Origin of the sequence: Psychrobacillus sp. NPDC096623 (assembly GCF_044762655.1) — a bacterium.
GTDB lineage: Bacteria > Bacillota > Bacilli > Bacillales_A > Planococcaceae > Psychrobacillus.
In genome coordinates this window covers 1-14740 of sequence record NZ_JBIWER010000013.1, presented here as the reverse complement: position 1 = coordinate 14740, position 14740 = coordinate 1, and the positions used below count along the sequence as shown (strand labels likewise).

General features: G+C 37.3%; 13 protein-coding genes, 1 tRNA gene, 1 other RNA gene, 1 pseudogene and 1 other annotated feature. Of the genes and pseudogenes, 3 read left to right on the top strand and 13 right to left on the bottom strand.

The features are described 5' to 3' along the window. Positions 1-253: 253 nt before the first annotated feature. The 6 genes from ACIQX2_RS19280 to ffs form a co-directional block, all read right to left on the bottom strand. Positions 254-511 carry a pro-sigmaK processing inhibitor BofA family protein gene (locus ACIQX2_RS19280; RefSeq protein ID WP_402854294.1) on the bottom strand — a complete coding sequence of 86 codons (258 nt, stop codon included), beginning with the start codon at positions 509-511 and terminating at the stop codon, positions 254-256. A 59-nt stretch (positions 512-570) separates the two neighbouring features. Further along, positions 571-783, bottom strand: coding sequence for a YaaL family protein (locus ACIQX2_RS19275; protein WP_402854297.1), 213 nt, complete (start codon positions 781-783; stop codon positions 571-573). A 17-nt stretch (positions 784-800) separates the two neighbouring features. Next, positions 801-1397, bottom strand: a complete 597-nt coding sequence (gene recR, locus ACIQX2_RS19270) for a recombination mediator RecR (protein WP_090571068.1) — start codon at positions 1395-1397, stop codon at positions 801-803. Between the two features lie 12 nt (positions 1398-1409). Beyond that, a complete protein-coding gene (locus ACIQX2_RS19265) occupies positions 1410-1730 on the bottom strand; it encodes a YbaB/EbfC family nucleoid-associated protein (protein WP_093063199.1) in 321 nt (106 codons plus the stop codon). A 14-nt stretch (positions 1731-1744) separates the two neighbouring features. Continuing rightward, positions 1745-3490, bottom strand: coding sequence for a DNA polymerase III subunit gamma/tau (dnaX, locus tag ACIQX2_RS19260; protein ID WP_402854289.1), 1746 nt, complete (start codon positions 3488-3490; stop codon positions 1745-1747). 151 nt (positions 3491-3641) lie between these two features. Further along, positions 3642-3909, bottom strand: an RNA gene (gene ffs / locus ACIQX2_RS19255) — signal recognition particle sRNA large type. 124 nt (positions 3910-4033) lie between these two features. Here ffs and ACIQX2_RS19250 point away from each other — a divergent pair. Further along, a tRNA-Ser gene (locus tag ACIQX2_RS19250) sits at positions 4034-4126 on the top strand. 163 nt (positions 4127-4289) lie between these two features. Here the strand turns inward: ACIQX2_RS19250 and ACIQX2_RS19245 are convergent. The 3 genes from ACIQX2_RS19245 to ACIQX2_RS19235 all read right to left on the bottom strand — a co-directional run bounded on the left by ACIQX2_RS19245 (position 4290) and on the right by ACIQX2_RS19235 (position 6836). Further along, entirely contained in the window at positions 4290-4958 is a 669-nt protein-coding gene (locus ACIQX2_RS19245) for a deoxynucleoside kinase (RefSeq protein WP_093063201.1), read from the bottom strand. Positions 4959-4961: 3 nt separating this feature from the next. Next, complete coding sequence (locus tag ACIQX2_RS19240; RefSeq protein WP_402854286.1) at positions 4962-5594, bottom strand: deoxynucleoside kinase; 633 nt, start codon at positions 5592-5594, stop codon at positions 4962-4964. 105 nt (positions 5595-5699) lie between these two features. Continuing rightward, positions 5700-6836 carry a glycoside hydrolase family 18 protein gene (locus ACIQX2_RS19235; RefSeq protein WP_402854283.1) on the bottom strand — a complete coding sequence of 379 codons (1137 nt, stop codon included), beginning with the start codon at positions 6834-6836 and terminating at the stop codon, positions 5700-5702. A gap of 75 nt (positions 6837-6911) precedes the next feature. Between ACIQX2_RS19235 and tadA the strand changes: the two genes are divergently transcribed. Next, positions 6912-7406 carry a tRNA adenosine(34) deaminase TadA gene (gene tadA / locus ACIQX2_RS19230; RefSeq protein WP_402854280.1) on the top strand — a complete coding sequence of 165 codons (495 nt, stop codon included), beginning with the start codon at positions 6912-6914 and terminating at the stop codon, positions 7404-7406. 165 nt (positions 7407-7571) lie between these two features. Here the strand turns inward: tadA and serS are convergent, their stop codons facing one another. Continuing rightward, complete coding sequence (serS, locus tag ACIQX2_RS19225) at positions 7572-8846, bottom strand: serine--tRNA ligase (RefSeq protein ID WP_402854278.1); 1275 nt, start codon at positions 8844-8846, stop codon at positions 7572-7574. Positions 8847-8935: 89 nt separating this feature from the next. Next, positions 8936-9154 (bottom strand) — a binding site (T-box leader). 24 nt (positions 9155-9178) lie between these two features. Then, positions 9179-9412 (bottom strand): annotated as a pseudogene (locus ACIQX2_RS19220) (type 1 glutamine amidotransferase family protein); the annotation flags it as partial. Between the two features lie 202 nt (positions 9413-9614). Between ACIQX2_RS19220 and pdxR the strand changes: the two are divergent. Then, positions 9615-11027 (top strand): MocR-like pyridoxine biosynthesis transcription factor PdxR, encoded by a 1413-nt coding sequence (pdxR, locus tag ACIQX2_RS19215; RefSeq protein ID WP_402854276.1) that lies wholly within the window; start codon positions 9615-9617, stop codon positions 11025-11027. Between the two features lie 29 nt (positions 11028-11056). On the opposite strand, the gene ACIQX2_RS19210 is transcribed toward pdxR, so the two are convergent. Together ACIQX2_RS19210 and guaB are read right to left on the bottom strand one after the other, a co-directional pair. Continuing rightward, positions 11057-12391 (bottom strand): serine hydrolase, encoded by a 1335-nt coding sequence (locus tag ACIQX2_RS19210; protein ID WP_402854273.1) that lies wholly within the window; start codon positions 12389-12391, stop codon positions 11057-11059. A gap of 142 nt (positions 12392-12533) precedes the next feature. Then, complete coding sequence (guaB, locus tag ACIQX2_RS19205; RefSeq protein ID WP_402854271.1) at positions 12534-14000, bottom strand: IMP dehydrogenase; 1467 nt, start codon at positions 13998-14000, stop codon at positions 12534-12536. Between the last annotated feature and the right edge of the window lie 740 nt (positions 14001-14740).

Sequence of the window (14740 nt, the reverse complement as noted above, 5' to 3'; positions counted from 1 at the left end):
CCTGAGCCAGGATCAAACTCTCCATAATAGAGAACTTAAAAAGCTCATTTTGTTTTGCTGGCATCATCATTAAATGATGTCCAAATTGTTTTGCTGTCAGACTAACTAAGTTAATCTTTCAAGCTGTATGTCTTAACGTTTTGCATGTTCAGTTTTCAATGTTCATGTTGTCTCAAGAATGTTTTACCTCTTGGCGACTTCTACAATATTACTCTCTTTACTTTACAAAGTCAACACTTTTTAAAAACTTTTTTTAAATCAATATAGAAATCGCTATTACGGAGATTACTCCGGGTATTCCTAGCACTGCTGCAACAGCTCCCGTGAACAAATTCACTGGTATTGCATACCCTACTGAACCCAACAATAAATGTACTCCGTACAACAAGAGAACAGAAAAACCTAAACGAAATAACAAAATAGATATACCTTCAAAAAACTTTGGAAATGAATTGCGGAATAATAATAAAGATAACAGCACTAGCGAACATATAATGATTACAAACTTCATGAGTTACACCCTCCATAAAATCATATCTATCATTATATGTAGCTAGTACATTAATTATTCTATTTGAGAACGATATTTCGAATTCTTGCTTCTTTATATAAATAGAAGTGGATACTTTCAGCCATCTTCCTTTTTGCGACTGCATCTAAATCGTAGTCATTTAAATAATCTTCTATTAACTGAGCTTGTTGCCACTCTTCTTTTGTTTCTTTCATGAGTGTTACAAATTGTTCATCAAATTCTTTTCTTAGTTTTCCTTTTTTAGAAAACATCACACTAACCCATCCCCCTACAACTCTCTTCGACCTTCTAGAGCTTTAGATAGTGTAACTTCATCTGCATACTCTAAATCTCCGCCTACAGGTAATCCATGAGCAATTCTTGTCGTTTTAATACCAGACGGTTTGACAAGGCGTGAAATATACATCGCCGTTGCTTCTCCTTCTATTGTTGGATTAGTAGCTAGTATTAGTTCTTCTATTTCTGTATCTTGTAGCCTTTTCAAAAGTGAGGGTACATTGATATCTTCTGGACCAATTCCATCCATTGGAGAAATTGCACCATGAAGTACGTGGTAACGTCCATTGTAATCTCTCATTTTTTCCAACGCAATTACATCCTTTGTGTCTTGAACAACACAAATTAAGGATGCATCTCTTTGTTGATCCTGACATATATGGCAAGGATCAATATCGGTTATATGCCCGCATACAGAACAAAAACTTAAGTTTCGCTTAGCGTCTACTAAAGCTTTTGCAAAATCTAAAACAGTATCTTCTTTCATGGTTAAGACAAAAAAAGCCAGACGGGCCGCTGTTTTCGGCCCTATTCCTGGCAATTTCATAAAACTATCAATTAGTTTTGATATCGGTTCAGGATAATGCATCAATTATTCCTCCTAGAACATACCAGGAAGGTTCAATCCTTTCGTGAATTGACCCATTGTGGAGTTCGCTGTTTCTTCTGCTTTTTGCATTGCTTCGTTAGTAGCAATTACAATCAAATCTTGAAGCATTTCAATATCATCTGGATCTACTACTGCTGGATCTAGTTCTACTTCTAGCACTTCTTTTTGTCCAGAAACTACAACTTTCACCATACCTCCACCAGCAACTGCTTCAAATCGTTGAGTAGCTAACTCTTCTTGAGCCTCTGCCATCTTCTTTTGCATTTTTTGCATTTGTTTCATCATACCTTGCATATTTCCCATTCCACGCATAATTATTTTCCTCCTTAGTCATCTTGTACTACAACAAATTCTTTTCCAAATAATTTCTCGGCTTCCACTACAAGTGGATCCTCTGACACTTGTTCCATCGTTTGTAATAGTTGCATCGTTTCAGTTGGGTCAGAAGAACTTTCTTCCTCACCTTCCTGAGTGCTTTGTTTCAAACCGTTTTGTCTTATAAAATCTTCTCGGATTTTCAACCAATTTTCCTCTGGTACATATAAAACTTCATACATCGTCCCTGTCAGGTTTGAGATTAATTGAGGAAACGAAGTGGAAAATGTTTTGTTCTCCATAGCCATTTGGCAATGAATATCATACTTGAATTTTAACACAAATGCATTAGAAGATGCCGCTACTGGCTCTGCATCATTTAGTAATGCCGCATGTGACTTCTGTAATTGCTGTAAAATATTCGCCCACTGAGATTTAATCGTTTGAATATCCGTTTTCGTTGCTGTTTTCAAAATTTCTGCTATTCGCCCACTTGAAACTTTTACGCCACCCGACTTTTGCCTTTGCCGCTTCGGCTGCTCTTGTGTTCCACTGTTTGCCTGTGGAATCATTCCTTGACTTAACTGCTGTTGCAACTGCTGTAACTGAGTTTCAAGTACCCTTACCTTTGTTTCTAATTCGGAGTTGCTCTCACTTGATAAACTTCCTTCTACGGGCACATGTGCTAGCCGAATTATTGCTGTTTCCAAATACACTTTCGCATGATTAGAGAAACGCATTTCTTGCTGTGTATTCGTCAAAATGGAAATACCCTTATACAAGGTATCTACTTGAAACTTTGAAGCAAGCTCTAAAAACTTAGAGTCTCCTGTTGCTATTTCTAGTAAATCCGTTTGTTCTGGAGCAACAAGCAAAACAAGTAAATCTCTATAGAAAGTTATAAAATCCTCTGTTAAACGTACTGGATCCTTGCCATCTTCTATTAACTTTTCTACGGAGGCTAGTGCCTTTGCTATATCCTTGTCTATCAATGCATCTGCCAATTGGAAAAAGACATCCTGTCCAATAGAACCAGTTACAAGTAATGCATCTTCTATCGTCATTTTTTCTGCGCTAAACGATACAACTTGGTCCAGCATACTGAGCGCATCACGCATACCACCAGCAGCAGCTTGTGCAATAATTTTTAGTACATTTTCATCGTATTCAATTTTAGCATCCGTTAATACCTCAACCATTCGCATTACGATATCACTAGATGTAATTCGTTTAAAATCAAAACGCTGACATCTAGAGATAATAGTTAATGGAATTTTGTGCGGTTCAGTTGTTGCCAATATGAACACGGCATGTGCAGGTGGCTCTTCCAATGTTTTAAGTAACGCGTTAAATGCACTCGTAGAAAGCATATGCACTTCATCGATAATATACACTTTGTATTTAGCATTAGAAGGTGCAAACCGAACTTTTTCAATAATATCACGCATTTCTTCCACTCGAGAGTTAGAGGCTGCGTCAAATTCAATCACATCTGTATTCGAACCTTCTGTTATACTTTTACACGTTTCACAAGTATTGCAAGGTTCTTTTGCAGGACCATTTTCACAGTTCAAAGCCTTCGCAAATATTTTGGCTGCACTTGTTTTACCGGTTCCACGTGGTCCTGAAAATAAATACGCATGTGTTGTTTTGTTATAAAGGAGGGCATTTTGAAGGGTTTGCTTAATATGAGTTTGACCGGACATTTCCGCAAACGATTGTGGCCGATAAGCACGGTAAAAAGCTTGATACGACAATAATTTCCCTCCTTCTCATTTCTAGTTATTCATGATTTCTATTATATCATAAAGCCAACTAGACTTCGCTTATTTATGTATAGTAAATCTTTTTTAAAAATAAAAAACCCATTTGTCAATTAGACAAATGAGTTGAAGTTTAATATTAAAGCCGTGCACCTTCCTTCGATTGAAACACATAAGCGGCACCTTTGTCGTTAACTCGGTTTAGGCTACCCCGCGGCACATGAGAAAACACCACTTAATGCTGCTTCCTTCCGGACCTGACATGGTTCATGGGTACCCATTGCGCAGGACCCAAACGTCAACATCACGTGCAAATACCAGACCCTACATGTATTCAACCTCAGAGAAGGAGTTCAGTCTCGCTAGAGCGGATTGCGAGTTACAAGACACCGCTACCTTCCCACCTAGCACGGCATTTACAAGTATACTTTTTTTATAGACAAAAATCAATGAAAACGAATAGATATTTTTTTGAAAGTTGCCGGTAATATATGTTGACTTTATTTTTTATCCATGATAAATTAATTCTTGTACTTCGGAGGAATACCCAAGTCTGGCTGAAGGGATCGGTCTTGAAAACCGACAGGCGGGTCATACCGCGCGGGGGTTCGAATCCCTCTTCCTCCTCCATTTTAAATACACACACGCATAAATTTGAGATTGAATTCGTTACAAATGTAACGAATTTTTCTTACAATGGCGTGTTCAGAATATTGGGAAGGTGGCGAATTATGCTATCTTCTTTTTTTATGTAAAAAAAACAAATCCTCCTGCTAAGCACAGGAGGATTTGTTTATTTGCGAATTATAGCTGTTTTTTCCATAAAATGCCCAATTCGTTCTAAGATTGCTTCCACATCGTCTGGATTTTCTAAAATGTCATAATCATTAATATTTAAACGAAGTACTGGACAACCATTAAATGCATCAATCCATTTCTCATAGCGCCCATGCATTTCTTCCCAATAAGAGATAGGTGTTTGCTGCTCCATTGGACGACCTCTATCATGAATTCGATCAATAATGTCATCCATGGATCCTTCCAAATAAATCAGTAAGTTCGGATGTGGGAAATATGGTGTCATTACCATTGCTTCAAATAAACTCGTATACGTTTCATGATCTACTGGATCCATCGTACCTTTTTCTTTATGCATTTGTGCAAATATTCCAGTATCCTCGTAAATAGACCGGTCTTGAATAAATCCACCACCATACTCAAACATTCTTTTTTGCTCTTTAAAACGCTCCGCTAAAAAGTAAATTTGTAAATGGAAGCTCCATTTATTAAAATCTTCATAGAAACGATCTAAATAAGGGTTTGTATCCACTTTTTCAAAAGACGTTTTAAAATGTAACGCTTCTGCTAATGCTTTAGTCATTGTTGATTTACCTACTCCAACAGTTCCTGCAATTGTAATAACCGCATTAGAAGGTATGCCATACTTCTCTCTTAAACTCATTGTTTAATAACTCCTTTTATGTAATGTTGCATCTACTTTTTCTAAAATTACTTGTAGGTCTTGTCCATTTTGAACAAAATCTATCTCATCTCCATTAAATCGAAGAACGGGTACTTCAGGATGCTTTTTCTCGAAGTTATCTATAAACAGGCGATAATCGGCTGAAAGCTGTTGCAAATAGTCAGAGCTAATCTTTTTTTCGAAATCCCTTCCACGCATATCAATTCGCCCAACAAGTACATCTATACTTGCATCAAGATATATGACCATGTTAGGAACAGGCATATCTTTCGTTAAAATTTGATAGATTGCTTCATACTTTTCATATTCTACTTCACTCAACGTACGTTTTGCGAAAATTAAATTTTTGAAAATATGATAATCTGCAACAACTGGATTTTCTTTCGATAAATATTTTTTCTCTATATCACTTAGTTGTTTGTATCGATTACATAGAAAAAACATCTCTGTCTGAAAGCTCCACTCAGCAATATCCTCGTAAAACTTATTTAAAAAAGGATTTTCATCCACAATCTCTTTTAATAATTCAAATTGGTATTTGGTAGCAATAGCTTTGGCTAAGGAAGTCTTTCCAACCCCTATTGGTCCTTCTACAGTTATAAATGGAATGGACATAAGTTTAACCTCACTCTAAGATTTAAAGTCGTACCATCTATTTTAACACACGCTGAAAATGAAAAATAGAGCAAATCCACCTTTCCAAAGAAAGGCTAATTTGCTCTATATTTTCTTCACTTGGAACATATCGTGAAGTAAGTACCAATTTTGAGGGAAATCGAAACCGCTGTGCCAATATGCAATTCCTCGTAGCTGTAGTTCTTTCAAGAGTTTGAACTTAGCTTGAATGGATCGTGCATCTTCAAACCATACCTCATGTTCAATACCGTCCTGCCAATAGTGAAAGAAAGGTGCCTGCGCATTTGTATCGTATTCAATTGCCGCATTACGATCCTTTGCTACTTGAATTGCCTGCTGTGGGCTTAATGCTTTAGCATTTGGATTTCCTACTTTATATGGTAAAGTCCAATCATACCCATACAAATTCTGTCCCATCATAATTTTACTTGGAAGTATTTCTGTTTTTGCATATTCCAATACTCTACGAACAGGTCCTATTGGTGAAACTGCCATCGGTGGTCCCCCACTATATCCCCACTCATAAGTCATAATGACAACAAAGTCTGCCACTTCCCCTAACGCCTTATAATCGAAAGCTTCATACCATTTTCCTGGTTGATCGGCACTTGTTATAGGAGGAAGTGTTACGGATATAATATATCCTTTTGCAAATTCTTTGAATTCTTTTATAAAGTTTACGTAGTTTTCTCTGTCCTCAGCATCCATATACTCAAAATCTATATGAATATGTTTAGTTCCTCTTTTTTCTGCCTCTGCCACCGACTGCTTAAACAAGTTCATCTTTACTGTTTCATCCGTAAAAATAGTATGAGCTAAGGAACTATTAAAAGCATAGTTTTCAATATTAGCTATTACAATAACTGTTTCTACCTGATGCTCTTTCGCAATTTCACTTAATGTACCCCAATTCATCTCCGTTAACGATCCATCTCGCAGTACTTCATACGAAAACGGCATCATATACGTTAAGTTTTTCGCCACCTTTTCAACTTGTTCTTGCACACGTTCCGAGGGTATTTCTGTATACCATTCCACATATAAATTTGTTTCAATGGTCGGTCTGTTCGGACTTGGGGTTGATGGCAGTACAAGTGCCTGCCCAATTACTAATACATCAGGGTCTGGAATTTCGTTTATAGTGACTATACTTTCTACTGTTGTTCCGAACCGTTTGGCGATTGCATATAAACTATCTCCCTGTTTAACTATATGGATCAATGCATCACTCCTTCATCATAGAGTATGCAAGTTGCCAAAAAAACATGCTACACTATGCAAAAGGAGTCGATGATTATGGATGAATATTTTATGAATTTAGCCATAGAAGAAGCAAAAAAAGCAGGTGCCATTGGTGAAGTTCCAATAGGTGCAGTAATCGTACATAATGGTCAAGTAATAGCAAAAGGCTACAACTTAAGAGAAACTACCAAAAACGCAACTACACATGCAGAGCTACTCGCAATACAAGAGGCATGTAATACATTAAATAATTGGCGACTAGAGGATACCACACTCTATGTTACTCTAGAGCCTTGTCCAATGTGTGCAGGAGCTATTTTACAATCTCGTATTCCTCGAGTAGTATACGGAGCAAGAGACGCCAAAGCAGGTTGTGTCGATTCACTTTACCGATTATTAAATGATGATCGATTTAATCACTGCTGTGAAGTGAAAGAAGGGGTTTTAGCGGAAGAATGTGGTAATATGCTTACGCAGTTTTTTCGTAATCTTAGGAAAGAACAAAAGCGCAAGCGACTATCTCAGCCCCCAAAAGCGCTGGAAGAATAGCCATAAAGACACTAATTGGCTTTATTCGTTAGGCTGAATCGACTCAGGCAGACTAGGCGCTCAAGTCTAGAATGGGATTCACTTGTAGAAAGTTTTCCATATGCCAAAGATTTTATAAAAAAAAGAACCAGAAACGCTTTTTATAGCGAATCTGGTTCTTTTAAATTATTTAATAACTGTTTTTCCACCCATATAAGGAACAAGAACTTCTGGAACTACTACTGTTCCATCTGCTTGTTGGTAATTTTCTAAAATAGCTGCCACCGTACGTCCAAGTGCCAATCCACTGCCGTTTAAAGTATGCACGTACTCCGGCTTCCCTCCAACTTCACGACGGAATCGAATTCCTGCACGTCTTGCTTGGAAATCTTCAAAGTTACTGCAAGAAGAAATTTCTTTATATTCACCATAGCTTGGTAACCAAACTTCTAAATCGTATTTCTTCGCAGCTGTAAAGCCTAAATCTGCTGTACACATATGAAGTTTACGGTATGGTAGACCTAACAGTTGTAATACTTTTTCTGCATGACCAGTTAAAAGTTCTAACTGCTCATAAGAATCTTCTGGCTTTACAAAACGAACTAATTCGACTTTGTTAAATTGATGCTGACGTATTAATCCACGAGTATCGCGACCTGCAGATCCTGCTTCTGAACGGAAACAAGCACTAAAAGCAGTGAATGCCTGTGGTAGCTCTGCCCCATCCAAAATTTCATCTCTATAAAAATTCGTTACAGGTACTTCTGCTGTTGGTATTAAGAAGTAATCTTCTTCTCCAATTAAGAACGCATCCTCTTCAAATTTTGGAAGTTGACCCGTTCCTGTCAAGCTTGCACGATTTGCTAAATATGGTGGAAGCATTTCTTCATAGCCGTGCTCTTCTGCATGTAAATCCATCATGAAATTTAACAATCCGCGTTCTAATCTTGCTCCTAAACCACGGTAAAATGCAAAACGACTTCCTGTCACTTTTGCAGCACGTTCGAAATCCACTAGTTTTAAATCTGTCGCAATATCCCAATGTGCCTTCGTTTCAAAATCAAATGAAGGAACCTCACCCCATTTAAGAACTTCTACGTTATCATCCTCAGAGTCACCAATTGGTACACTATCATGTGGGATATTAGGGATACGCATCATCATATAGTCGAACTTTTCTTCTACTTCACGTAACTCATCGTCCAAAGTTTTTATTTCATCCCCTACTTCACGCATACGCGCAATAAGGTCATCCGCATTTTCTTTATTACGTTTCATCAAAGAGATTTTTTGAGAAAATTCATTTCTTTCGGCTTTCAAAACTTCCGTTTTCGCAATCAATTCACGACGCTGTTGATCTAAAGGTTGGAATTGATCAAACTCAGAAATATCTTCCCCACGCTTAGCAAGTTTTGCTTTTACTGTTTCATAATTATCTCGTACAAATTTAACATCTAACATTTATAATTCCTCCTTATTTTATCAAATTTGCCCTGACATATTTCCTATGCAGGGCTTAAAAAACGACAAAAAAGCCCCCGTCCCATGAAAAAAGGGACGAGAGCATACCCGCGTTGCCACCCTGATTGATCCAGTCATAGACGGAATCCACTTACTTGTTCTGTAACGGCTTTTCAACCGGCACGACTTACTAATCATTCAGCCGCACAACTCAAAGGACGGATTCACAAGTGTTTATATCAGCTCGCACCAACCGCTGACTCTCTAGAAAAAACATGCTTGTTACTGCTTCCTATCATCGTTTTTTGGTTCATGAAATTACTCATACTTTACTATAGGTGAACCTTATTTGCAAGACTTTCCTTCACCATCTCTATAAAATACGACGTAATCCGGTAATCTTCAGTTAACTCGGGATGAAAAGAGCATCCTAGCAAATGACCTTGTCTCGCCATCACGATTCTATCTTTATATGTAACCAGTATTTCAACGTTGTTCCCTACTCTTACGATATGCGGAGCTCGGACAAATACCCCAGGGATATCCACTGCAACTCCTTTAATGGCATCTTGGAGGGCTAAATAACCTCCATAACAACTCCACCCTTTTGCATTTCACCCATTCCTCTTTTTACTCGATCTGTTCCAGTTAAATTAGTTGTCAGAATTATTTTCCCTCCATTATCTTTATAACTTTAGTATAATAAAATATGACCACGTGAAAATCTCCAGAAGCAAACTAATGATAGTGGTCAGAATGGAGGAAATGATGGATTTCTTAATGTTTCAGCTTATACCAGAATCAAAAACTCCACTTTATGAACAACTATATCGCGCTATAAAAGAAGCAATTATAAATGGAACAATTAAAGAGGGTATTAAACTTCCCTCAAAAAGAAAACTAGCAGATTATTTAGCTGTCAGTCAAACGACAATTGAATTTGCCTATAGTCAATTAGTTGCTGAGGGGTTTATTTCATCTGAGCCTAGGCGTGGCTATTTTGTTCAAAATTTAGAAGAATTGGCTATCATTGAACAGGAAATTCCTTCGATAATGCAGGAAGCAATTGAAATACCTTCCTTTTCTATTGATTTTTCTCCCGGGAAAATTGATACAGATTTTTTTCCCTTTGCAACTTGGAGAAAATATGCAAAGGACATTGTAAATGATGAAAACAAAGATTTACTACAGCTGGGACATCCTCAAGGAGATTATGTGCTGAGACAGCAGATCTCTTCTTATTTATTCCAATCTAGAGGTGTAAAAAGTACACCTGAACAAATAATTTTAGGCTCCGGTACTGAACAAATTATGCCACTCATCATTCACTTACTTGGAGAAAAAGCAGTGTATGCATTTGAAAACCCTGGATATCCTCTCACGCATCATTTGTTTTTTAAAGATAGTAGGAAGTCAGTACCTATTCCTGTAGATGACGATGGAGTCATAGTCTCTAAACTAGAACATTCTTACGCAAATGTGATGTATGTAACTCCCTCTCATCAATTTCCGACAGGAGCAGTTCTGTCCGCAACTAGACGGAGCCAGTTACTGTCGTGGGCATACCAGCAGGATAATCGATACATTATTGAGGATGATTACGATAGCGAGTTCAGATACACAGGAAAGCCTATACCTTCTCTCCAAGGAATCGATCAAAATGAACGAGTTATCTATTTAAGTACATTTTCAAAGTCACTAATGCCCTCTTTACGAATGGCCTATGCAGTCTTACCAAAATCACTAATCCTACAATATAAACAAAGGTTTTCCTATTATTCTGCTACCGTCCCACGAATGGATCAGCATATATTAGCAAATTTTATGGAGGATGGACACTTCGCAAAACATTTAAATAAAATGAGGAAAATATATAAACGAAAACTAGAAATTATTACAAAAACTATTATGCAATATGAACCTTCTGTCACAATCTCAGGAGAACAAGCAGGAATGCATCTTTTGTTAACGATTCATACAACTAAAACAGAACAAGAACTAGTGAATCTTGCGAAGCAATCGGACATTCGGATATATGGCCTTCAGGAATATGTTTCGTCAGAACTAGAAGATGACTCGTTTCCAAAACTTGTGTTAGGATTTGGAGGACTACAACTAGGAGAGGTTTCTTCTTCCATTCATCAATTAATGCATGCCCTGGAAATAGCAAAAGCACCGTAACTCTAAAGAGCTACAGTGCTTTTGCTTTTTTAAAATAATCCACCTATAAAGTCTGTTGTGCTATTCCATAGGTTTCCAAAAAACTTGCCAATACCCTGGAACATTAAACTAATCCAGCTAGCACGTTCAACAGCTTCGGTAGTTACTACTTCAGTTTCTGCTGCTTGATCAGTAATATAACCATAATCAGTTCCTTCTGATTTCTCCAAGTGAACTTTACCTACAACTGTATCTTTCTTTACTTCTGCTTCAAGCGTTTTTTTAGTTGGTGTAAATACAGGCTTGTACAATTCTTTTTCATTTGTCTTAATAACCATAGAAATAGGATCTTTCACAGCTATTGCAACTGTATCCTCTTTCCCTTTTTCCACTTTTAAAGTCTCATGTTCTGGAATTTTATATCCTGCTGGAACAATCTCTTCTTTAGAAAATTGGGAGAACCCGAAATCTAATAAGGCTCTTGTCGCATCAAAGCGAGCTTTATACGAACCTTTTCCATCAGCACCAACTGCTTTCATTACGACTGAAATAACACGCATTCCATTCTTTTCAGCTGTTGCGGTAAAGGAATGGCCAGCAAATTCTGTTGTACCAGTTTTTAACCCATCTACGCCTTCGTATTCATATACTAAACCTGGCAACATCCAATTCCAGTTACTCATCTCAATTGCATCAGAAGTTCCTTCACGGAATGTTTTCTTAGGAATTTTCGTTGTTTCTAAAACTTCAGGGTAATCTTTCATTAAATTATAAGCAAGAATTGCTACGGACTTAGCTGGCATAATATTTTCGTCCGCAGCATTAGTGCTTGCCGGATGCATTCCTTGCAGATCTCCATTGTTTAAACCTGTTGAATTGACAAATTTATATCCTTCTAGTCCCATTTCAGCTGCTTTTTCGTTCATCAGCTTCACAAAATTATCTTCAGTTCCTGCAATTGTTTCAGCAATTGCTATTGTCGCAGCATTTGCTGAATATATAGCCATCGCTTCATAAAGCTCTTTAATCGAATAGCTTCCATCCTCACGAAGTGGAACATTACTTAAACGACGATCTTGAGAGATTTTGTATGTATATTCATTAACATTATATTGTTGATCCCATTTCACTTTTCCTTCTTCTATTGCTTCAAATAACAAGTATTCGGTCATCATTTTCGTCATACTTGCTATACCTAATGATGCTTCTGAATTCTTTTCGTATAGAATTTTCCCTGTGTCTGCATCGATTAAAATTGCTGCATCTACATTTAAATTCAAACTTTCCTCTGCTTTTGTAGCAGCAGGCATAGCACTAACTACTGACACAAGAAACATCGGAAGTACTAACCACTTTATCATAGATGTCATCCAAACTTTCTTCACTTTCGTACCTCCACTTTTTATTTTATCAATGCCCATTTTATCACACTTTAGGACAGTAGGGACACTTGTAGACAAAAAAGCACCCATTCGACCTAGTTAAAGACGACGAATGAGTGCTAAAGTTTCTATATTACTAAATTACTTAAGATAGGGAGTAGTTTGGAGCTTCTTTTGTGATCTGTACATCATGTGGATGACTCTCACGTAATCCTGCACCAGTCATACGAATAAATTGTGCATTTTCTCGTAAGTCTTCAAGCGTTCCCGTTCCACAATAACCCATTCCAGCACGAACTCCACCTAGTAATTGGTGAATAGTATCTGAAAGTGGGCCTTTATAAGGAAGACGACCTTCAATACCCTCTGGAACTAATTTTTTTGCGTCTTCTTGGAAATAACGGTCTTTTGAACCTTTTTCCATAGCTGCAATAGATCCCATTCCACGGTAAGTTTTAAAACGTCTACCTTGGAAAATTTCTGTCTCACCAGGACTTTCAGTCGTACCAGCAAGTAGGCTACCTAACATAACTACATGTCCACCAGCGGCTAATGCTTTTACAATATCACCTGAATACTTTATACCGCCATCAGCAATGATTGTTTTGCCAGCCTTGCGAGCTTCTGAAGCACAATCGTATATTGCTGTAATTTGAGGAACCCCAACACCTGCTACAACACGAGTTGTACAAATAGAGCCAGGTCCAATTCCAACTTTGACAACATCGGCACCTGCTTCGAACAAAGCCTTTGTTGCTTCACCAGTAGCAACATTACCTGCAACTATATCTAATTCTGGATATTCGTTACGAATTTCTTTTACTACATCCATCACACCTTGGGAATGACCATGTGCCGTATCAATAACAATGACATCTACTTGTGCTTCAACAAGTTTTTGTACTCTTAACATTGTATCTTTGGTAACACCTACTGCCGCACCAACTAATAAACGTCCATGATGATCTTTCGCAGCATTCGGGAATTCAATTACTTTTTCAATATCTTTAATCGTTATTAAACCTTTTAGCATTCCATTTTCATCAACGATCGGTAACTTTTCAATTTTGTATTGTTGAAGAATTTTCTCAGCATCTTCAAGTGTTGTTCCAACGGAAGCTGTTATCAATTGTTCCTTTGTCATTACATCATCAATTTTTAAAGAGTAATCTTGAATAAAGCGTAGATCACGGTTTGTGATAATGCCGACTAATAGTAAATCTTCCTCGTTATTTACAATTGGGACACCGGAAATTCTATATTTCCCCATTAAGTGCTCAGCATCATATACTTGATGTTCTGGAGTTAAAAAGAAAGGATCGGTAATTACGCCGTTTTCAGAACGTTTAACAGTTTGAACTTGTTCCGCTTGTTCTTCAATGCTCATATTCTTATGGATAATACCAAGACCACCTTGGCGTGCCATAGCTATTGCCATCTTAGCTTCAGTCACAGTATCCATACCAGCACTAATCACTGGAATATTTAGTTTTATTTTAGAAGTTAGTTGCACCGATAAGTTGATATCCTTTGGCAGTACTTCCGATTGAGCTGGAACTAATAAAACATCATCAAATGTTAAGCCTTCTTTTTGAAATTTAGATTCCCACATTTCGCTGAATTCCTCCTCTTAAATGAATATTATTACAAGGTTATCAGCGCTGCATGCAAGTGTCAAGAAACCACAAATAATATATTTATTCCGACTTTTCTTGCTTTAAGCAAGGTTTCAAAATTAGGTTTAAGTTATATTGTTTTAAAGTTATATTAATTGATTCAATTGAATGAATTACCCTACTAATATTCCGTTTTAGGTGGCGGAACACAGTCTAAGGGCGCCTCCTCTCACAGGGAAGGCAATCTAGTTCGTCGTATCCTGCGGCAATGATTGCATCCTATCAGACAACGCATATCACTAGATGTTGAGATTAGTTGAAGTCTCTATAAGGATAAAACCAGTTGGAGTCATTATTAAATACTTTTGAAAAAAGACTAGATAGATAGTAATTGTCCCTTAGATCACTTATTTGGATTTAGAAAATATGTAAAAAAGTGGCGACAGAGTCCTTCTTCTTCTCGAACACTATCTACTAGAGAAAGAATGATATTCCTTGATAGTATGATAGCCCATACAACAACCCAGATAGCCCTTAAATCTATTAAAATAGCCCAAAAGTGGCTGCAATTTATCCATAAATTACAGTTAAAGCCCATTTGTATATATAGTCTGTCACTCTTATAATTCCAATCATATTCCATAACAAAAAAGTCGCTACCGATAAACTCGGTAACGACTTTTTCTTTGTGCCCAGCGACGTCCTACTCTCACAGGGGGAGACCCCCAACTACCAT

Excerpts from the sequence above, each read along its gene's own strand:
- ACIQX2_RS19280 (WP_402854294.1), bottom strand. The coding sequence starts at position 511 with ATGAAGTTTGTAATCATTATATGTTCGCTAGTGCTGTTATCTTTATTA.
- tadA (WP_402854280.1), top strand. The coding sequence starts at position 6,912 with ATGGATGAATATTTTATGAATTTAGCCATAGAAGAAGCAAAAAAAGCA.
- ACIQX2_RS19245 (WP_093063201.1), bottom strand. The coding sequence starts at position 4,958 with ATGAGTTTAAGAGAGAAGTATGGCATACCTTCTAATGCGGTTATTACA.
- serS (WP_402854278.1), bottom strand. The coding sequence starts at position 8,846 with ATGTTAGATGTTAAATTTGTACGAGATAATTATGAAACAGTAAAAGCA.
- ACIQX2_RS19265 (WP_093063199.1), bottom strand. The coding sequence starts at position 1,730 with ATGCGTGGAATGGGAAATATGCAAGGTATGATGAAACAAATGCAAAAA.
- ACIQX2_RS19240 (WP_402854286.1), bottom strand. The coding sequence starts at position 5,594 with ATGTCCATTCCATTTATAACTGTAGAAGGACCAATAGGGGTTGGAAAG.
- guaB (WP_402854271.1), bottom strand. The coding sequence starts at position 14,000 with ATGTGGGAATCTAAATTTCAAAAAGAAGGCTTAACATTTGATGATGTT.
- ACIQX2_RS19275 (WP_402854297.1), bottom strand. The coding sequence starts at position 783 with ATGTTTTCTAAAAAAGGAAAACTAAGAAAAGAATTTGATGAACAATTT.
- recR (WP_090571068.1), bottom strand. The coding sequence starts at position 1,397 with ATGCATTATCCTGAACCGATATCAAAACTAATTGATAGTTTTATGAAA.
- pdxR (WP_402854276.1), top strand. The coding sequence starts at position 9,615 with ATGGATTTCTTAATGTTTCAGCTTATACCAGAATCAAAAACTCCACTT.